Here is a 19338-nt window from a genome sequence, read left to right as displayed (position 1 = left end):
GAGAACGGCGCCGGCAAGTCGACCCTGCTGAAAATCCTCGGCGGCGCCTACATTCCGTCCAGCGGTACGGTGCAGATCGGCGCGCAGACCATGGCCTTCAAATGCGCCGCCGACAGCATCGCCAGCGGTGTGGCGGTGATTCACCAGGAGCTGCACCTGGTGCCGGAAATGAGCGTGGCCGAGAACCTGTTCCTCGGGCATTTACCCACGCGCTTTGGCGTGGTCAACCGGAGCCTGCTGCGCAAGCAGGCCCTGGCCTGCCTCAAGGGGCTGGCCGATGAAATCGACCCCGACGAAAAACTCGGGCGCCTGTCCCTGGGCCAGCGCCAATTGGTGGAAATCGCCAAGGCGCTGTCCCGTGGCGCCCATGTGATCGCCTTTGACGAGCCGACCAGTAGCCTCTCGGCGCGGGAAATCGACCGCTTGATGGCCATCATCACGCGCCTGCGCGAGGAGGGCAAAGTAGTGCTCTACGTGTCGCACCGTATGGAAGAAGTGTTCCGTATCTGCGACGCAGTGACGGTCTTCAAGGACGGTCGCTACGTGCGTACGTTCGAGGACATGAACACGCTGACCCACGATCAACTGGTGACCTGCATGGTCGGTCGCGATATCCAGGATATCTACGATTACCGACCGCGTGAGCAGGGCGAAGTGGCGCTCAAGGTAGACGGCTTGCTCGGTCCTGGCCTGCGTGAACCGATCAGCTTTGAGGTGCGCAAGGGCGAGATCCTGGGCCTGTTCGGGCTGGTGGGCGCGGGGCGTACCGAGCTGTTTCGCCTGCTCAGTGGGTTGGAGCGCGCCAGTGCCGGCAGCCTGGAACTGTGCGGGCAAGCGCTGCAACTGCGCTCACCCCGCGACGCCATCGCCGCCGGGGTATTGCTGTGTCCGGAGGATCGCAAGAAAGAGGGCATCATCCCGCTGGGCAGCGTCGCTGAGAACATCAACATCAGCGCCCGTGGCGCCCATTCCACCTTTGGCTGGCTGTTGCGCGAAGGCTGGGAGAAAGGTAACGCCGACCGACAGATCCAGGCGATGCGGGTCAAAACGCCGAACGCGGCGCAGAAGATCCTGTACCTGTCCGGTGGCAACCAACAGAAAGCCATCCTTGGCCGCTGGTTGTCGATGCCGATGAAGGTCCTGCTGCTGGACGAGCCCACCCGGGGTATCGACATCGGCGCCAAGTCGGAGATCTACCAGATCATCCATAACCTGGCGGCCAGCGGTATAGCGGTGATCGTGGTGTCCAGCGACCTGATGGAAGTGATGGGCATCTCCGACCGCATCCTGGTGCTGTGCGAAGGCGCCCTGCGCGGCGAACAACTGCGCGAGCACGCGACTGAATCCAACCTGCTGCAACTGGCCTTGCCACGCGGCCTGGCGAACTGAGAGACGACCATGACTATCCAAAACAACGCGCTGCCCTCGGCACGCAAACCCCTCGATATGCGCGCATTGCTCGATAACTGGGCGATGCTCTTGGCGGCGGTCGGCATCTTCGTACTGTGCGCGCTGCTGATCGATAACTTCCTCTCGCCGCTGAACATGCGCGGTCTGGGCCTGGCTATTTCCACTGTGGGCATCGCCGCGTGCACCATGCTGTTCTGCCTGGCCTCGGGGCACTTCGACTTGTCGGTAGGCTCGGTGATCGCCTGCGCCGGCGTGGTTGCGGCGATTGTGATGCGCGATACCGACAGCGTGATGCTGGGCATTGGCGCAGCGCTGCTGATGGGCCTGATGGTGGGGTTGATCAATGGCATCGTGATCGCCAAGCTGCGGGTCAACGCCTTGATCACTACGCTGGCGACCATGCAAATCGTGCGCGGCCTGGCTTACATCTTTGCCGACGGCAAGGCCGTAGGCGTGTCCCAGGAGCAATTCTTCGTGTTCGGCAACGGCCAATTGTTTGGTGTGCCGGTGCCGATCCTGATCACCATTGTCTGCTTCCTGTTCTTCGGCTGGCTGCTCAACTACACCACCTATGGGCGCAACACCATGGCCATCGGCGGTAACCCGGAGGCGGCGCTGCTGGCGGGCGTGAACGTTGACCGCACCAAGATCCTGATCTTTGCCGTGCACGGCCTGATTGGCGCGCTGGCGGGAGTGATCCTGGCTTCACGCATGACCTCCGGCCAGCCGATGATCGGCCAGGGCTTCGAGCTCACGGTGATCTCGGCCTGCGTGCTGGGTGGGGTGTCGCTGAGCGGCGGCATCGGCATGATCCGCCATGTGATTGCCGGGGTGTTGATTCTGGCGATCATCGAGAATGCGATGAACCTGAAGAACATCGATACCTTTTACCAGTATGTGATCCGCGGTTCGATCCTGCTGTTGGCCGTGGTCATCGACCGCATGAAACAACGCTGAGCCCAGGCGCTGTGAAAAACCAATGTGGGAGCTGGCTTGCCTGCGNGCAGGCAAGCCAGCTCCCACAATTTAATCAGCGGTGAACTTGAAAATAGTGTGTTGGGTGTAAGTCTGCCCAGGATTCAAGCGGGTCGAGGCAAAGCTCGGTTGGTTAGGCGCATCCGGAAAATGCTGGGTCTCCAAAGTAAACCCACTCCAATGCTGATAGGTCTTGCCGCCTTTGCCCTTCACCGAACCGTCGAGGAAGTTGCTGGTATAAAACTGTACGCCGGGCTCTGTGGTGTAGAGCTGCAAACGCCGTCCTGATTCAGGATCATGCACCTCGGCGGCCAACTGCTTGACGTCCCCTTTGGTATCCAGCGCCCAGTTGAAGTCGAAGCCACCTTGTTTGGGCTCGGCGAATTTGAGCTGCGGATGGTCGTCCTTGATGTGCTGGCCGATGGCGGTAGGCTTCAGGAAGTCCATGGGCGTGCCCTTGACCGGCGCCAGTTCGCCGGTGGGAATCAAGGTGGCATTCACCGGTGTGTAGTGGCTGGCGTGCAAGGTGGCGACCTGCTTGAGAATGTCGCCGTTGCCCGCGCCGGCCAGGTTGAAGTAGCTGTGGTTGGTGAGGTTGAGCACCGTCGGTTTGTCGGTGGTGGCGGTGTAGTCGATGTGCAGTTCGTTGTTGTCGTTGAGGCGGTAGGTGACCTCGGTCTTCAAGTTGCCCGGAAAGCCCATTTCCCCGTCCTTGGACAGGTAGGTGAGGGTGACCCCCACCGAGTCTTTGTCCTTGACCGATTTGGCTTGCCACACCTGCTTGTCGAAGCCCTGGGCGCCGCCATGCAATGAATTGGGGCCGTCGTTGAGCGGCACCTGGTAGCGTTTGCCGTCGAGTTCGAAGGCGCCGCCGGCCAGGCGATTGCCGAAGCGGCCGATGGTGGCGCCGAAAAACGCGGTACCGCCTTGATAGCCTTGCACGTCGTCGAAGCCCAGCACCACGTCGTCGAGCTTGCCGTGTTTGTCCGGCACCTTGAGCGACTGCAGCACACCGCCGTAAGTGATCACCGTGGCTTGCATGCCGTGGCTGTTGCGCAACACGTACTGTTCGACGGCGGTGCCATCGTTGGTTTTACCGAAGGGTTTGTGTTCGCTGCTAAGGCCGGCTGCGTGCGCGCCGCCGCTGGCGATCAGCATAGACAGCGCGAGGCCGGACAGCAGGTATCGAGGGTGCTTCATGGTCGAACTTCCTTTTGTTGTTTTGCTGGAATAGTTCTACTAATTTGAGATATTTTGTCGATATGACAGCAGATTTATAGCCTTTAACGCCGTTCTTGCAAAATAAAATAAGACTAATTAAGCGGAGCACTCATTGTTATGACTACCCAGCAAGCGATTTATCCCGACCTCAAGGACAAAACCGTGCTGGTTTCCGGCGGGGCTTCGGGGATTGGCGAGTTCATGGTGCGGGCCTTCGCCGCGCAGGGTGCCAAGGTGGCGTTTGTGGACCGTGCACAGAGCCAGGGTGAACGCTTGGCGGCGCTGCTCAACTCCAAAGGCCAGAGTGTCGAGTTCGAGTGCTGCGATATCACCGACGAGATCGGCTACCGTGCGGCGATCGGGCGTTTCGAGCACTCCCTGGGGCCGATCACGGTACTGGTCAACAATGCGGCGAACGATGTGCGCCACAGCCTGGAAGAAATCGACTCGCACATGTTCGACCAACTGATTGCGGTCAACCTCAAGCACGCCTTCTTTGCCGCCAAGGCGGTGGTGCCCATGATGAAGGAGGCTGGTAGCGGCTCGATCATCAACCTGGGCTCGGTGGGCTGGATGATGGCCTCGGCCGGCTACCCCGTATACGCCGCCAGCAAGGCTGCCGCCCACGGCATGACCCGAGCCCTGGCGCGTGAACTGGGGCCCAACCATATCCGCGTCAACACCTTGGTGCCGGGTTGGGTGATGACCGAAAAACAACTGGCCATGTGGGTCGACGACGCCGCCAAGGAGCTCATCGCCCGCAGTCAGTGCCTGCCCGGCAGCGTGATGCCGGAACACATCGCCAACATGGCGCTGTTTTTGGCCTCGGATGCCTCGGCGATGTGCTCGGCGCAGAACTTTATCGTCGACGGCGGGTGGGTGTAGCGACACCAACAGGGCTCCCTGTAGGAGCGAGCTTGCTCGCGAAAAACGTCAACGATAACGCGTGTAGCCTGAGTAAACGCGGCGTCTATGAGTTTTTCGCGAGCAAGCTCGCTCCTACACATTAGGGCGAGTTCATTCGATGGGGTAACGCTTGAACGCCGGGTGCTGCTCCAGGCGTTCGGCATGGCGCTTGAGGTTGGGGAACGCATCGGCCTTCACCACCGAGGCCACGGTGAACTGGCTGAACGACCAGGCGACCGCTGCGGTGAGGGAGGCCTGGGTCAGCGCCTCGTTGCCCGCCAGTTGCTTGTCCAGCAACGTATAGGCCGCCAGCAATTGCCCGGTAACGCGCTCAAGCCAAGGCGCATGCAATTTTTCAGCGGGGCGCAGGTTGTGTTCATAGACGATCTGCACGCTTTTTTCACAGGCCGCCAGCGCGAGCCCAAGCAGTTGCAGGTCGCGGGCGCGTGCCGCCGGTTGTTGGGGCAGCAGCTTTTTGTCAGCCGGCGCCAGCGCTTCCAGGTAATCGAGGATCAGGCTCGAATCCATCAGCATCGTCCCATCGTCCAGCACCAGGGAAGGGGCCTTGACTACCGGGTTGATCTGGGCAAATTCAGCGTAAGTGCTGAACACCGACAGCGGTTCATGCACGAAGTCCACCCCGTATAACTCCAGGGAAACAGCCACGCGGCGTACGTAGGGCGAGTCCAGCATTCCGACCAGTTTCATGCAGCCTCCATTGCTTACAGGGTGTTGGGCTCACGAGATTAAGGGCGCGGGCCTGGATTGCGCAACGGCGTTGTGCAGCAGCCGATACGCCTGCACCAATTGATCCAGGCTGAACGCCAGGTTGCGCCCGCTGGGGTTGGGCAGCACCCATACCGAGGCGTCGCCCAGTAGCTGCGCTTGCAAACCCCAGGCGACCTCGCGCTGGCCGGTCAGTGCGCTATAGCCGGGCTTGCCGAGGAACGCGACGAAACGCGGGGCATGGCGGCGAACTTTATGTTCGAGCGCCGCAGCCGCGTCCTGGAACTCATGCCGCGCCAACTCGCCTGCACTGGCCGTTGGCCGTGCCACCAAAGTGGTCAATCCGCAACCGTAGTGCAGCAAGGTGGCGCCGTCTTGCGGGCGAATTTCATTGGGCGTGAAACCGGCCAGGTGCACGGTGCGCCAGAAACGATTGCTGCGATTGGCAAAATGCAGGCCGAGGGCTGCCGAGCCCTTGCCAGGGTTGATGCCGCAGAACAGTACGTGCAAGTGGTCGGCGAGGAGGTCGTCGAGTCGATCATTCATGCCGGATCTTCCATGCTGATAGGTGTGACGAATCATCGACCTTTGGTTTAGTCTGGAGCGCTTAGTTGATCGCAAGCGCCTCTGGAGCATTGATTATGACCGAGTACGTACCTGCCAAAGTCTGGACCTGGGACACCGAAAGCGGCGGCACCTTCGCCAGCATCAACCGGCCCATCGCCGGCGCCACTCACGAAAAGCCGCTGCCGGTGGGCAAGCACCCGCTGCAGTTATACTCCCTGGCCACGCCCAATGGGCAGAAGGTCACGATCCTGCTGGAAGAGCTGCTGGCCTTGGGGCACAGCGGCGCCGAATACGACGCCTGGCTGATCAAGATCGGCGACGGCGACCAGTTCGGCAGTGGCTTTGTGGCGGTGAACCCGAACTCGAAGATTCCTGCGCTGATGGACCACAGCGGCGCCACACCTATTCGCGTGTTCGAATCAGGCGCGATTTTGCAGTACCTGGCCGAGAAGTTCGGTGCGTTCCTGCCTACGCAGCCCGCCGCCCGGGCTGAATGCCTGTCGTGGCTGTTCTGGCAGATGGGCAGCGCGCCTTACCTGGGGGGCGGCTTTGGGCATTTCTATGCCTATGCGCCGAGCAAGATGGAATACCCGATCAACCGCTTCGCCATGGAGACCAAGCGCCAACTGGATGTGCTGGATAAGCGCCTGGCGGTCAGCCAATACATCGCCGGGGATGAATACACCATTGCCGATATCGCCATATGGCCTTGGTACGGTGGGTTGGTCAAAGGCCGCTTGTATGGTGCGGCAGAGTTTTTGTCGGTGCATGAATACAAGCATGTGATGCGCTGGGCGGATGCGATTGATGCGCGGCCGGCGGTGCAGCGTGGGCGGCGGGTGAACCGGGTGTCGGGGGATGATCAGTTGCCCGAGCGCCATGATGCAAGTGACCTGGATTGATACGATAACCACGTGGCGAGGGAGCTTGCTCCCGCTGGGGCGCGAAGCGNGCGGGAGCAAGCTCCCTCGCCACAGTTGCCGCTTCTGCCTTCGATAGTATCCAGCTGATTGTTCGAGTTATTTGTAGCGCTGCTCAAACACCCCCACCTGCTCAGGCGTGATCAGCTCGAAAGGCACCCACACTTGCGCGTCAACTTGCTCGCCCTTGATCATCCGCACCGCCGCTTGTACGGCCTGGGCAGCCTGGGCCTTGGGGTCCTGGAACACTGAGCCCGCCAGCAGCCCGCGCTTGATCGCTGCCAGGCCATCGGGCAAGCCGTCGATGCCGACAATCGCAATCTCGCCCTTGGCCTTGCCCGCTTGCTGCAAGGCCATGGCCGCGCCAATCGCCATTTCATCGTTATTGGCGACAATGGCATTGAACGGGGTGCCGGCCAGCAACCAGTTGCTGGTCAGGTCCATCCCCTTGCTGCGCTGCCATTCGGCGCTTTGTTGCTCGACGATCTTGATCCCCGGAAAGTCCTTGAGCACCTGTTTGACCCCCTCGGTGCGGGCATGGGTGGCGTTCTGCGCAAGGTCGCCCATGACGATCGCCACGTTGCCCTTGCCACCCATTTTTTGGGCGAGGTAACGCATCTGCAATTGCCCCGCTTCGATGTCGTTGGAGGCCACGGTGACCACGCCCTCAGGCAGCGTACGCTCATCCGGGTGGCGGTTGACGTACACCAGCGGCGTCTTCGCCGCCACGGCTGCGCGGGTGATGTTGGCGGTGGCGGCGGTGTCGACCGGCAGCACGATCACCGCATCGACCTTCTGGTTGAGAAAGCCTTCGACCTGATTGAGCTGGCGCACTACATCGCCCTGGGCGTCTTCGAATTGGATCTGCACGTCCTGGTGTTTGGCTGCCGCCTCCAGGCCGGTGCGCACATAGGTCATGAAGTTATCGTCCACCCGGGCAATGCTCACGCCGATGCGATAGGCAGCGAAGGTCCACTGGCTGAACACCAACAACAGCGCGGCCACTAGTAATGAATAACGGTGCATGAGGCTGTTCCTTTTATTGTTATAGGGTGAATGCCTGACGGAAACGCTCCAGGGCCGACTCGCTGTCGCCGCTGGCCCAGCCCTCCAGGCCGACCACACCGGTGTAACCCATGGCGTGCAAGGCCCGGGCAATGGCCGGGTAGTGGATTTCGCCCGTGCCGGGCTCCTTGCGTCCAGGCACATCAGCGACCTGGATTTCGCCGATGGCGCTGCCAGCGCGCTGGATCAATTCGATCAGGTTACCTTCGCCAATCTGCGCGTGGTACAGGTCCAGGTTCATCTTCAAATGTGGGCTGCCGACGGCTTCGATCAGGGCCAGGGTGTCGTCGGCACGTGCGAACGGTGTACCTGGGTGATCGACGGCGGTGTTGAGGTTTTCCAGCAGGAACACGCGGCCGGCGTCTTCTCCCAGGCGCGCGATTTTTTCCAGGCTCTTGCAAGCACTCAGCCACATGCGCCCGGTGGTGTGGCTGACGGGCTGCACGGGCAGGCCGCCTTCACCCAGGCCCGTGCCATGCAGATTGAGGCTGGGACAATTGAGGCGCTCGGCAATGCCCAGGGACTCACGGGCGCTGTCGAGCAATTGGCGGATGCCGTCGGGCTCGGTGAGGGTGCCGGTGAGGTAGCCGGTCATCGAGGTGAAGTCCGCGCCCGTCGCCGCCAAGGCATTGATGTCCTTGTCGGCCCAACTCCAGATTTCGGCGCTGAAGCCCAAGGCATGAATACGTTTGACCCGTTCGATGAAGGGCAGGTCGAGGAACACCATTTCGGCACTGACGGCCAATTTGAACGGCATCATCAGCGGGCTCCTTGAACGACCACGGCCTTGCCGGTTTGGTACGACTCAATGCAGGCACGGGCAATTGCCAGGGCTGCACGCGCATCTTCACCGCTGGCCAGGGGCTTGGCGCCGCTGCGCAGGCAGTCGACAAAGTGGTTGAGCTCGGCAATGTAGGCGTCGCGCAGCAGGTCGGTGTCCATCCGCTGGGTGTCTGCCTGGATGCCCTTGGCCAGGTAGCGCACCAGGTCGCAGTCGTTAAGGCTGCCCATGCTCAGCATGCCCTTGCTGCCGAACACTTCGCCGCGCACGTCGTAGCCATACACGGCCTGGAAGCTGGCTTCGGCGGTGGCAATGGCGCCGTTGTCAAAGCGCAGGGTGACCACGGCGGTGTCGAGCAAACCTTGGCTTTTGAGTTGCGGGGCAATCAGCGCGTCGGCCATCACCTGCACCTGTACCACTTCGGCCCCAGGGTTGAGGTAGCGCAAGGTGTCGAAGTCGTGGATCAGGGTTTCGAGGAAGATCACCCATTGCGGTGAGTTGGCCGGGTTGTTCAGCGCCGGGTCGCGGGTCAGCGAGCGTAGCAGCTGCGGCGTGCCAATACGTCCGGCGACGACGTCGAGGTGCGCCGTGCGAAAGCTCTTGGCGAAGCGCCGATTGAAGCCGACCTGCAAGGGCACCCGTGCATCGACAGCGGCGGCGATGGCGCGGTCGGCTTCGTCCAGCGTGATCGCCATGGGTTTTTCGCAGAAGATACCCTTGCCGGCGCGTGCGGCGTTGATCACCAGCTCCGCGTGGCTACGGGCAGGGGCGGCGATGAGCACGCCGTCGATGTCCGGGTCGTCCAGCAGCTGTTGCGGGTCGGTGTAGGCCTTGTCCACCCCCAGTTCTGCTGCCAGGCGAGCGGCCTGGCCTGGGACGGGATCGGCGATGGCGGCGAGGCAGGCACCGGGGATGTGGCGTGCGGCGGTAAGGCCATGGAAGCTGCCCATGCGGCCGGCACCGATCAAGCCCAGGCGGATGTTCTGTGTACTCATGAAACGACCCCCTCTTGTTGTTGTGGGCCCCCAGGACCGTCCTGGGTGACATGGGGACAGGAGCAAGGCCTGTGCCAATTTATAACTAACTGATTTATATGGGGTTATTATTTTAATTAAACAAAAAGTGTTCATGTTTGTGACATGTCTATACTGACATGTCGAAAATATGAACATGGATAACCGCAATGACCCAGGCGTTCAGTGTGCAAGACCTCGAATACCTCACGAACCTGGGGCCTGCCGCGCTGAACGACGGGCCCATTGCCGCGTTGGAACAGGCGTGGCGCCAATGCCTGGCTGGCCAAGTCGTGCGTCCCGACGGCGTACGCCAGGTCATCTGGGATTCCTGGCGACGCAGTGTCGAGGCGGGTATCGAGCCCGGTAACAGCGACTACCGCTTTGTTGCGCCTCATGCGCTGGCGGCGACCCTGGCCCACCATCGCGCCCTGATCGCCGCCGCCGCGCAGGTTATGCATGGATTGCTGGCTTACAACCCGCGGGGGCATATCAACCTCACGGATGCCGAGGGCACGACTCTGTATTTTTGCGGGCTGGACATCACCCCGGTGGGCAGTCGCTTGCTCGAATCGGTGCAAGGCACCAACTGCACCGGCTTGGCCCTGGCCGAAGATCGCCTGGTGTATGTGCTGGCTGAAGAAAATTTCGCCAGCGGCCTGCGCCAGCGCCACATGCACTGCGCCGCCGCGCCGATCAAAGATGCCCAAGGCCAGACCCTGGCCATGCTCACCCTGACCGCCGAGCCCGGCTGGTTTCATTTCCATACCCTGGGCACCGTTCAAGCGGCGGCCGAGGCGGTGTCGCGGCAGATGGCGCTGCAGGTGTTGCTGGAAGAGCAACAGGCCGTACTCGAAGTGCTCAACGAAGGCTTGGTGGTGCTCGATGAGCGTGGCTGCATCAAGGCACTCAACCGTTATGCGCGGCAACTGTTCGGGGTGGGGCGCGAGTTGATCGGCAGTCCTTTCCAGCGTTTGGGCCGCAGCGAATTGAGCGACGCGCTGGGTGAGCCTGTGCGCGACCGCGATTGCACCTTCTACTTGCACGACGGCAGCCAACTCGCCTGCCTGGTTTCGGTATGCCCACTGGAGCAGGGTGGGGTGATTGTGTCGGTGCGCGAAAACCGCCGTATCCGCGAGATTACCCGGCGCATTATCGGCACCCAGGCCCGCTATACCTTCGAGACCATCCTGGGCACCTCGCGGGCCATACAAGACGCACTGCACTTGGGGCGTATCGCCAGTCGCAGCGAGTCCACCACCTTGATCCTCGGCGAAAGCGGCACCGGCAAGGAACTGTTTGCCCAGGCCATTCATAACGGCAGCGAGCGTTGCAACGGCCCGTTTGTGGCGGTCAACTGCGGCGCGATCCCACGGGACCTGGTGCAGAGCGAACTGTTCGGCCACGTCGAAGGCGCGTTCACCGGCTCGGCGCGGGGTGGGGCGGCAGGCAAGTTCGAACTGGCGGATGGCGGCACCATCTTCCTGGATGAAATCGGCGACATGTCCTTCGATGCCCAGGTCAGTCTGCTACGGGTTTTGCAGGAGGGTGAAATCACCCGCGTCGGGGCCAAGCAATCGCGGCAAGTCGACGTGCGCATCATCGCCGCCACCCATCGCAACCTGAGCCAGGCGGTGGCCGAGGGTGCGTTTCGTGAAGACCTTTACTACCGACTCAACGTGCTGAACCTGAGCGTGCCGCCACTGCGCATGCGCCGTGACGATATCCCATTGCTGGCGCGGCACTTCCTGCAGCGCTGTGCCCGCTCGCTACGTAAAGCGGTGCAAGGTTTCGCGCCGGATGCGTTGGCGTTGCTGTCAGCCCATGGCTGGCCGGGCAACGTGCGTGAACTGGAGAACGTCATTGAGCGGGCGACCAACCTGGCGATGGGCGAGCTGATTCAATCGACCGACTTGCCGCTGGAAACCCCGCAACGCACCACGTTGCGCGCCTACCAGCCCCAGCCCGCGCAGGATTTGAGCAGCCATGAAATGCACGCCATCGTTGCCGCGCTCACCAGCACCCGCGGCAACATTCGTCTGGCCGCACAGCAACTGGATGTGTCGCGGGGCGGTCTGTACAACAAGATGAGTCGGTTTGGCTTGAGCGCCGCCGATTTCCGTGAGCGCTGAAACCTCAAGCCAAACCGATCAGCTGCACAGGTTTTCCGGGGTCACTATCTGCGGCGGTATATGCACGCGGTGCCTCAATGGGTCAAACCCCTCATCACTCTGCAAGCGCACCAGCAATTCCACCAGCGCTACGGCCGTCTGCCGTGGTTGCGAGTCCATCACCACATCAATCAACCCGTTGCTCAATGCCTGACGCGACAAGGGCGTGGACTCTTGCAGGATGCAGCACAGCGCCGGGCGCTTGGGCAGTTGCGCCAAGGCGTTGATCACACCGTCGCCACCACCGCCCACCACACATAACCCACGCAAATCGGTATGGCGGCTGAGCAGGTCGAGGGTGGCTTCTTCGGTGATGTCGCAGTTGTCCAGGTTGATCAGCGGCTCCAACGGCTTGAGCCCCGGCGCGTGTTCGGCCAGGTAGCTGTGCAAGCCTTCGACCCGTGCCTGATGGCCGAGGAAACGATGGCCGCCCAACAGGATGCCCACGCTGCCTTTGCGTGCGCCGCAGGTGCGCGCCAGCAGCCAGCCCATGGTGCGCCCGACCACGTGGTTGTCCTGGCCTACATAGGGTTCGGCAGCGTGTTCATGGATGTCCGAGAGCAGGGCAACCACCGGCACGCCCGCTGTGCGGATCTGCGCCAGGCAGGCGTTGATCAACGGATGGGCGAAGCTGACTATCGCGAGGGCGTCGCACTGCACGGCCAGTTGTTCGATTTGCGCGACGATGGCGGAGGGCGTGCGGTCGTTGATGTAGTCGAACTGGCAGCTCAGGTTGGCGGTGGCGTGATGCTGCGCTGCCTCGCTGATGGCGTGGGCCAACTGCGCATAAAAGGCTTGGGCTGTGCCCAGCAACAGCACGCCGAAACGGTAGGTGGGCCGACGTTCGCGAATGCGCTGGCCGATCAGCCGTGCGGCGAAATAGCCCACCGCTTCGGCGGCCTGGAACACCTGTTCGGCCGTGCCGGGGTTGACCGGCGCGCGGGCGTTCAGCACGCGGTCGACGGTGGCTACGCTGAGCCCCGCATGGGCGGCAACGGTGGCGATGGTTGGGCGTTTGTTGTTGTGCATGGCAGGCCCCTTGAGCGTCTTGATAGAAAACTATCAAGCCCCGCTGGGCCTGGATGATAGCTTGATAGGGAATGGATTCAAGGCCTTGAGGGTGATTTAACCGCGCTCTATCGTGGGTTTCGCAAAGCCCCTGAAACCCACGCTTGCGGAGAACAATAACAATGCCTGGACACACCGCTCACCGCGCTCGGCGCGACTACAGCCTCACCGGCCCCGAAGCGGCCCGCGCCGCCGACAAGGGCCTGGTCTCGGCCCGTTGGTACCAGTCGCCCATCCCGCGCAATCGCATGAAAGCCCTGATGCAACGCCGTGACGGCCCGGCCTTGCGCGACACCGCCCTGTGGTTCTCGACGTTGTTGGCCACCGGTGTCGGCGGCTACTGGTTCTGGGGCACTTGGGCCTGCGTGCCATTCTTTATCGCCTACGGTGTGCTCTACGGTACGGCCTCCAACCCGCGCTGGCACGAAACCGGCCACGGCACGGCCTTCAAGACCCGCTGGATGAACGATGCGCTGTATCAGGTGGCGAGCTTCATGTGCCTCTTCGAACCCCACGTGTGGCGCTGGAGCCATGCCCGCCATCACACCGACACCATCGTCGTCGGTCGGGACCCGGAGATCGTCGAACCGCGCCCGCCGAGCTTATGGATGATGGTCCTCAGCCTGTTCAACCTGCCTCTGGCCTGGAAGACTTTCAGCGGCGTGGCTCGCCATGCGCTCGGGCGAATGAGCGCCCAGGAGCAGGACTTCATCCCCGAATCCGAATGGCCCAAGGTGTACCGAGATGCACGTATCTGGGTCGGCCTCTACGCCCTGATCATCGGCACCGCGCTGTACCTGCACAGCTGGTTGCCGCTGATGCTGGTGGGCCTGCCCAGCCTCTATGGCGCGTGGCTCGGTTACCTGTTTGGAATCAGCCAACACGTGGGCCTGGCCGAAGATGTGCTCGACCACCGCAGTAACTGCCGCACCATCTACATGAACCGCGTGCTGCGCTTTATCTACATGAACATGAACTACCACCTCGAACATCACATGTACCCGATGGTGCCTTACCACGCGCTCAGTCAACTGCACGAAGAGATCCGCAGCGACTGCCCGCCGCCGTATGCCAACTTGTGGCAGGCCTACCAGGAAATCATTCCGACGATCTGGCGCCAGCGCAGCGACCCCAGCTATTTCGTCCAACGCCCCACCCGTGGCGAGGGAGCTTGCTCCCGCTGGGCTGCGCAGCAGCCCCAATAACCCTTCAGACCTACACCGTACAGACGAATCCAGGGCCGCTTCGCAGCCCAGCGCGAGCAAGCTCGCTCGCTACAGAGTAAGAGCCAGTCATTGGAGATAAATGTATGAACGATCAATGGATCGACGTCTGCGCCGTGGGCGAAATAGAAGCAGAAGACGTGCTGCGCTTCGACCACGGCGCGCAGACCTACGCGGTGTTCCGTTCAGCCGATAACGAATTCTTCGCCACCGCCGGCCTGTGCACCCACGAGAAAATCCACCTGGCCGACGGCCTGGTGATGGACCATGTGATCGAGTGCCCCAAGCACAACGGGCGCTTTGATTACCGCTCCGGCAAGGCCTTGGGCGCGCCGGTGTGCGTCAACCTTAAGACCTACCCCGTGCGGGTGGATGCGGGGCGGGTGCTGCTCGCCGTCACGGCCGAAGGATGAACGCCCCCCTGATCATCGTCGGCGCCGGCCATGCCGGTGGCCGTGCGGCACTGACCCTGCGTGAAGAAGGCTACAGCGGGCGCCTGATCCTGATCGGCGATGAAGCGCATCTGCCCTACGAACGGCCACCGTTGTCCAAGGGCTTGCTGCAAGGTTCGAGCGACCTGGCGCAATGCAGCCTGTGCGACAGCCAGCAGTTGGCGGCGCTCGGGGTCGAGCATATCGCCGCCAACCCGGTCAGCCGCCTGGAGCCCCAGCACCACCGGCTGCAATTGGCCGATGGCCAATGGTTGACCTACGCCGGCCTGCTGCTGGCCACCGGAGGCCGGGCGCGACGCTTACCCCAAGAGCAGGCCAACGTGTTTTACCTGCGCACCCATGATGACGCGTTGGTCTTGCGCAATGAATTAAAGCCAGGCGCCAGGCTGGTGGTGGTCGGCGGTGGTTTTATCGGCTTGGAGGTGGCGGCGACAGCGCGGGGCCTGGGCTGCGAGGTTACGTTGCTGGAAGCCGGGCCACGGTTGGCAGGGCGGGTTTTGCCGCCGGTGATCAGTGACGCGTTGCTGGCCTTGCACCGTGAGCAGGGTGTGGATGTGCGTTTGAACGTCGCGCTGGAGTGCATCCACGTCGACGCCGTGCAACTGGTCGACGGGCAACGGCTGCCCTGCGACCTGGTGGTGGTCGGCATTGGCATGCAGCCCAACATCGAGTTGGCCGCGGCGGCGGGCTTGGAAGTCGGGCAGGGCATTCGTGTCGACGCGCAGTTGCGCACCAGTGCGGCGGATATCTATGCGGCGGGGGATGTGTGCGAGTTTCGCCTAGCGGACCTTTATCAGCGCCAGGAAACCTGGCGCAACGCCGAAGCCCAGGGCCGTCTCGCGGCGTTGAACCTGCTGGGGCGGGAGCTGGCGTTCGAGACGATCCCGGGTTTCTGGTCCGATCAATACGCGTGGGGCTTGCACACCGTCGGGGTGATGACGGCGCTGATGGTTCGCCGGGAATTGCCAGACGGCGGCCAGCTGCTGTTCTACCTGGACGACCATCACCGTTTGCAGGGCGCCTGCAGTTGGGCCTTGGGTAACCGCGCAGCCAAGGACATCAAGCTGTGCGAGCACTTGATTACTGCCCGAATCCCGCTCAACCCGGCCAGCCTGGCCGACCCTGAGGTATCCCTGAAGCTGTTATTGCGAGGCTGACCATGCACCAGTTGTTAGTATTCCAATCGATGTGGGCCATGCAAACCGAGCCCGGCAGCCTCGAAGCGCAACTGGACCGCATCGCCGCCGCCGGTTATGACGGCATCACCGACCATTACTGGGCACCTGCATCGGTGCAGCGCCTGCACGCGGCGGCCACGGCCAGGGGCTTGCAGATTGAAGGGCAACTGTTCCCGCAATCGGTGGAAGATCTAGCCAGGGCATTGGAGGTGATCAGCCGTCACGGCTGTCACCACCTCACCTTGCAAGCCGACGTGCGCCCGCGTACCCAGGCCGAGGCGGCCAGGCTGATCGACGGCTGGCAACGCCTGGCCGAACAGGTGGACTTCCCGATCCTGCTGGAAACCCACCGTTACCGGCTCACCAACGACCTATTGTTCACCCTCGATCTGCTGGCACAGATGCCCGATCTGAAACTGCTCGCAGACCTTTCCCACTACGTGGTTGGCCGCGAGTTGCCCGAGCCCGGCAGTGTGGAAGACGACGAACAGATACGCACCATCCTGCGTCACAGCTGGGGCTTTCATGGCCGCATCGCCAGCAGCGAACAGGTGCAGGTTGGTCTGGATTTCCCCCAGCACCAACCGTGGGTCGAGCGGTTTACCGGCTGGTGGCGCTACGGGATCGAACACTGGCTGGGCCGCGCTGACAGTCCGCAGAGCTTGTCCTTCACTTGCGAGTTGGGCCCGCCACCCTATGCGATTACCGACGCACAGGGCCGCGAACTCACCGATCGCTGGGCCGAGGCGCTCAAGCTCAAAGCCCTGATTCGCCTGGTGTGGGCCAGTTGCCATCGATGATCTGCTAATCTGCGCGGGTTCACCGCCCTCAGCCTGTGGAATGCCCATGAAAACCTGCCCCGTCCGTCCCCCGCTCGAACCACAATCGGTGTGCCACCCGATCACCAGCAGCGCGATCTTCATGGTCGCCACCCTGGCGCCCGATGCGGTTGAAAACGTGCGGGCCTGGTGCGCCGACATCGCAGGCCTGGTGCGCTCGGTAGGCAAGCGCGTGCCCTCGGGCAACCTGACTTGCGTTTGCGGGTTTGGCTCGGATGCCTGGGACCGCCTGTTCGGCGCGCCGCGCCCGGCGGCCTTGCATCCGTTTCGCGAGTTCGGTGTGCAAGGGCGCAAGGCAGTGTCGACCCCCGGCGACATCCTGCTGCACATCCGTGCCGAGCAGATGGACCTGTGTTTCGAGCTGGCGACCCAGCTGATGGCGGCCCTGGGTGATAGCGTGAAGGTGGTCGATGAGGTCCAGGGCTTTCGCTACTTCGATATGCGCAGCATCATCGGTTTCGTCGACGGCACCGAGAACCCGGTGGGGCGCAAGGCCGAGGCGTTTACCCTGGTGGGCGATGAAGACCCTGAGTTCGAAGGCGGCAGCTATGTGCTGGTGCAGAAATACCTGCACAACATGACCGCGTGGAATGGCTTGACGGTGGAGGCTCAAGAGAAGGTGATCGGGCGCACCAAATTATCGGACATCGAACTGGACGAAGACGCCAAGCCGAGCAACTCCCACAGCGCCCTGACAGTGATCACTGACCAGGACGGTGAAGAAGTGAAGATCCTGCGCGACAACATGCCCTTCGGCCGCCCAGGCGCGGGCGAATTCGGCACTTATTTCATCGGCTACGCACGCTCGCCTCAGCCTCTGGAACAGATGCTGGAAAACATGTTCGTCGGCCGCCCGGCCGGCAATTACGACCGCTTGCTCGACTTCAGCACGGCGGTGACCGGCGGCCTGTTCTTCGTGCCCTCGGCCGACTTGCTCGAAGCACTGGCCGACCGCCAATAACCTGTAGGAGCGAGCTTGCTCGCGAAAAAACCAAGGCCACCGCGAACATACAGAATGCCCGCGTTATCGTTGACGTTTTTCGCGAGCAAGCTCGCTCCTACAAGCGTCAGGTAAGCAGGCCGGTGCTGACGGCCACGATCAAAAACACCCCCAGCAGCGCACGGTAGATCACGAACGGCCAGGTGGAGAACCGTTCCAGAAACTTCATCAGGCCCCAGATCGCGAAGAACGCCGAGACGCTGGCCACCACCAGCCCGAACATCAAATGGGGCCAGGCGTGGGCGGGCAGGTCGGCGTGCAGCAATACCCACAGCTCTTTCAAACCGGCCAGGGCGATGGCCGGCAGGCCCAGCAGGAAGGAAAACCGCGCCGCTTCTTCGCGTTTGAAATTCAGGAACAGCGCCGCGGTCAACGTGGAGCCCGAACGCGATACGCCCGGTATCAACGCGCCAATCTGCGCAACTCCCACAATCAAGGCATCGCGCAGGCGCATTTGGCTCACGTCGCGTGTATGCCGGGCACGCAGTTCGGCCACTGCCAGCAGCACCGCCATCACCACGCAGGAAATGCCGATCACCATCAGCCCGCGCAAGGGTGAGTTGCAGGCATTCAAGGTCGACGACAACGCCAGGCCGGCGATGCCAATCGGTACGGTTGCCAGCACAATCGCCACGGCGAGCTTGAACCAGCGGTCGTTGTAGTCGCCCCGGCGCACCGCACTGATGCTGCCGGTGGTGACCTGACGCACATCGCGCCAGAAATAGCTGACTACCGCCGCCAGCGCCGCCAATTGCATGGCCGCGGAAAACGCCGAGCCGGGGTCTTGCCAGCCGAGCAGGGCGGGCACAACGCGCATATGGGCGGTGGACGACACCGGCAGCAATTCAGTAATGCCCTGGATCACCCCAAGGATGAAGATTTGCAGGTAATCCAGGGAGGCAAAGCCCACATCCAGGCCGGCGGTACAGACGTTGGTCAAAATACGTGTCCTTGAGCAATAGGGGGAAACCGGCGAAGTTTATTCTAAATGTTTCAGGATTTCGGCCAGGGCAACCGCTATTTGCAATCGGTTCAGCTAATAGAAAGGATTCGCCAGGCCATTGGCGTGGGTAGCACTTTTGTGAACAATGGCGCCCTGCGTTTTTCCACCGAGAGCCCCATGCCTGAAACCACCGTCGAATTGATCCAGACCGGCCCTGAAGAAGCTGAACTGATCCGCAATCTTTACCAGTACTACGCCTATGAGTCTTCGGACTGGGAACAGGAAGATGTCGAGGCCGATGGGCGTTACTACATCCATGACGAACACCTGGCCCGCTACTGGAGCGACCCGCAATGGAGCGCCAACCTGTTGCTGGTAGACGGCTATATCGCCGGTTTCCTGTTGATCGAAAGCAGCGAACTGCCGGGCATCGACGCCCTGGAACTGGCTGACCTGTTCATCCTCAAGCGCTACCGCCGCAAAGGCATCGGCCGTGCCATTGCCAGCCAGGTGCTGTGCAGCGGCGCGGCCAATTGGTTGGTGCGTTTCTATGATCAGGACGAGGTGTCCCAGGCGTTCTGGCGCACCGTGCTGGATAACTTGCCGCGTCCGGTGCAGATGATTGAACTGGAGGATGATCCGCAGTTGGTGAGTTACCTGATTACCCGGGCTTCGTTGCATTGAGGGGCTGGGGCTTTCTCTCGATGAGCATCGATATCCTGCGGTAACCACGATGCGAAGCGAGCCGCTCTTGATCTTGCTCTTGATCTGCTTTTGATCTTGATCTTAAGCGCCCCGTCAAACCACGCTGGCCGAACGCAGGCTTGAATTCGTGGGTAACCCGGCAGGACGCCGGGTTAGCCGCCCCGCGCCATGGATG

The 19338-nt window shown here is 62.1% G+C and carries 19 protein-coding genes; 11 read left to right on the top strand and 8 right to left on the bottom strand.

What is annotated here, in order from left to right; all coding sequences use genetic code 11:
* Both araG and araH read left to right on the top strand, forming a co-directional pair.
* On the top strand, positions 1-1389 hold a 1389-nt coding region (gene araG, locus ACTJLA_RS26295), incomplete at its 5' end, for an L-arabinose ABC transporter ATP-binding protein AraG (RefSeq protein WP_440842431.1).
* A 9-nt stretch (positions 1390-1398) separates the two neighbouring features.
* On the top strand, positions 1399-2367 hold the full coding sequence (gene araH / locus ACTJLA_RS26290) for an L-arabinose ABC transporter permease AraH (RefSeq protein WP_005787495.1): 969 nt from the start codon (positions 1399-1401) through the stop codon (positions 2365-2367).
* 69 nt (positions 2368-2436) lie between these two features.
* On the opposite strand, the gene ACTJLA_RS26285 is transcribed toward araH, so the two are convergent.
* Positions 2437-3585 carry an aldose epimerase family protein gene (locus ACTJLA_RS26285; RefSeq protein ID WP_057977072.1) on the bottom strand — a complete coding sequence of 383 codons (1149 nt, stop codon included), beginning with the start codon at positions 3583-3585 and terminating at the stop codon, positions 2437-2439.
* Positions 3586-3723: 138 nt separating this feature from the next.
* Between ACTJLA_RS26285 and ACTJLA_RS26280 the strand changes: the two genes are divergently transcribed.
* Positions 3724-4491: an SDR family NAD(P)-dependent oxidoreductase gene (locus ACTJLA_RS26280; protein ID WP_072448670.1), complete on the top strand. Its 768-nt coding sequence runs from the start codon at positions 3724-3726 to the stop codon at positions 4489-4491.
* 132 nt (positions 4492-4623) lie between these two features.
* Here ACTJLA_RS26280 and ACTJLA_RS26275 read toward each other — a convergent pair whose 3' ends face one another.
* On the bottom strand, positions 4624-5220 hold the full coding sequence (locus ACTJLA_RS26275) for a glutathione S-transferase family protein (RefSeq protein WP_034127278.1): 597 nt from the start codon (positions 5218-5220) through the stop codon (positions 4624-4626).
* Between the two features lie 30 nt (positions 5221-5250).
* Positions 5251-5784, bottom strand: a complete 534-nt coding sequence (gene mug / locus ACTJLA_RS26270) for a G/U mismatch-specific DNA glycosylase (RefSeq protein WP_034127279.1) — start codon at positions 5782-5784, stop codon at positions 5251-5253.
* A gap of 95 nt (positions 5785-5879) precedes the next feature.
* On the opposite strand from mug, the gene yghU reads away from it, so the two are divergent.
* Positions 5880-6707, top strand: a complete 828-nt coding sequence (gene yghU, locus ACTJLA_RS26265; protein WP_313044405.1) for a glutathione-dependent disulfide-bond oxidoreductase — start codon at positions 5880-5882, stop codon at positions 6705-6707.
* A gap of 117 nt (positions 6708-6824) precedes the next feature.
* Here the strand turns inward: yghU and ACTJLA_RS26260 are convergent, their stop codons facing one another.
* The 3 genes from ACTJLA_RS26260 to ACTJLA_RS26250 are packed head-to-tail and all read right to left on the bottom strand — an operon-like array spanning position 6825 to position 9566.
* Positions 6825-7751, bottom strand: coding sequence for a sugar ABC transporter substrate-binding protein (locus ACTJLA_RS26260; protein ID WP_198861894.1), 927 nt, complete (start codon positions 7749-7751; stop codon positions 6825-6827).
* A 19-nt stretch (positions 7752-7770) separates the two neighbouring features.
* A complete protein-coding gene (locus tag ACTJLA_RS26255; RefSeq protein ID WP_197901141.1) occupies positions 7771-8550 on the bottom strand; it encodes a TIM barrel protein in 780 nt (259 codons plus the stop codon).
* The gene (locus ACTJLA_RS26250) at positions 8550-9566 is read right to left on the bottom strand and encodes a Gfo/Idh/MocA family oxidoreductase (protein WP_313044406.1); all 1017 of its coding nucleotides are present in this window, start codon (positions 9564-9566) and stop codon (positions 8550-8552) included. Before ACTJLA_RS26250 ends, ACTJLA_RS26255 begins: the two co-directional genes overlap by 1 nt.
* A 188-nt stretch (positions 9567-9754) precedes the next feature.
* Between ACTJLA_RS26250 and ACTJLA_RS26245 the strand changes: the two genes are divergently transcribed.
* Positions 9755-11716 (top strand): sigma-54 interaction domain-containing protein, encoded by a 1962-nt coding sequence (locus ACTJLA_RS26245; protein WP_313044407.1) that lies wholly within the window; start codon positions 9755-9757, stop codon positions 11714-11716.
* 18 nt (positions 11717-11734) lie between these two features.
* Here ACTJLA_RS26245 and ACTJLA_RS26240 read toward each other — a convergent pair whose 3' ends face one another.
* Positions 11735-12784, bottom strand: a complete 1050-nt coding sequence (locus ACTJLA_RS26240) for a LacI family DNA-binding transcriptional regulator (RefSeq protein WP_313044408.1) — start codon at positions 12782-12784, stop codon at positions 11735-11737.
* 161 nt (positions 12785-12945) lie between these two features.
* On the opposite strand from ACTJLA_RS26240, the gene ACTJLA_RS26235 reads away from it, so the two are divergent.
* From ACTJLA_RS26235 to ACTJLA_RS26215, 5 genes are all read left to right on the top strand, one after another.
* Positions 12946-14028 (top strand): fatty acid desaturase family protein, encoded by a 1083-nt coding sequence (locus ACTJLA_RS26235; protein ID WP_314544392.1) that lies wholly within the window; start codon positions 12946-12948, stop codon positions 14026-14028.
* 104 nt (positions 14029-14132) lie between these two features.
* Complete coding sequence (locus tag ACTJLA_RS26230; RefSeq protein ID WP_034127287.1) at positions 14133-14459, top strand: MocE family 2Fe-2S type ferredoxin; 327 nt, start codon at positions 14133-14135, stop codon at positions 14457-14459.
* Entirely contained in the window at positions 14456-15655 is a 1200-nt protein-coding gene (locus tag ACTJLA_RS26225) for an NAD(P)/FAD-dependent oxidoreductase (RefSeq protein ID WP_054918720.1), read from the top strand. Before ACTJLA_RS26230 ends, ACTJLA_RS26225 begins: the two co-directional genes overlap by 4 nt.
* Before the next feature lie 2 nt (positions 15656-15657).
* Positions 15658-16476 (top strand): sugar phosphate isomerase/epimerase family protein, encoded by an 819-nt coding sequence (locus ACTJLA_RS26220; RefSeq protein ID WP_054918718.1) that lies wholly within the window; start codon positions 15658-15660, stop codon positions 16474-16476.
* A gap of 46 nt (positions 16477-16522) precedes the next feature.
* The gene (locus ACTJLA_RS26215) at positions 16523-17476 is read left to right on the top strand and encodes a Dyp-type peroxidase (RefSeq protein WP_054918716.1); all 954 of its coding nucleotides are present in this window, start codon (positions 16523-16525) and stop codon (positions 17474-17476) included.
* 106 nt (positions 17477-17582) lie between these two features.
* On the opposite strand, the gene ACTJLA_RS26210 is transcribed toward ACTJLA_RS26215, so the two are convergent.
* Positions 17583-18455, bottom strand: a complete 873-nt coding sequence (locus tag ACTJLA_RS26210; protein ID WP_057977087.1) for an undecaprenyl-diphosphate phosphatase — start codon at positions 18453-18455, stop codon at positions 17583-17585.
* A gap of 48 nt (positions 18456-18503) precedes the next feature.
* Here ACTJLA_RS26210 and ACTJLA_RS26205 point away from each other — a divergent pair, with 48 nt between their 5' ends.
* Entirely contained in the window at positions 18504-19142 is a 639-nt protein-coding gene (locus ACTJLA_RS26205; protein WP_054898553.1) for a GNAT family N-acetyltransferase, read from the top strand.
* Positions 19143-19338: the final 196 nt, after the last annotated feature.

Origin of the sequence: Pseudomonas sp. 22072 (assembly GCF_052046095.1) — a bacterium.
Classification (GTDB): Bacteria; Pseudomonadota; Gammaproteobacteria; order Pseudomonadales; family Pseudomonadaceae; genus Aquipseudomonas; species Aquipseudomonas paracarnis.
This window is presented reverse-complemented; position numbering and strand designations above follow the sequence as displayed.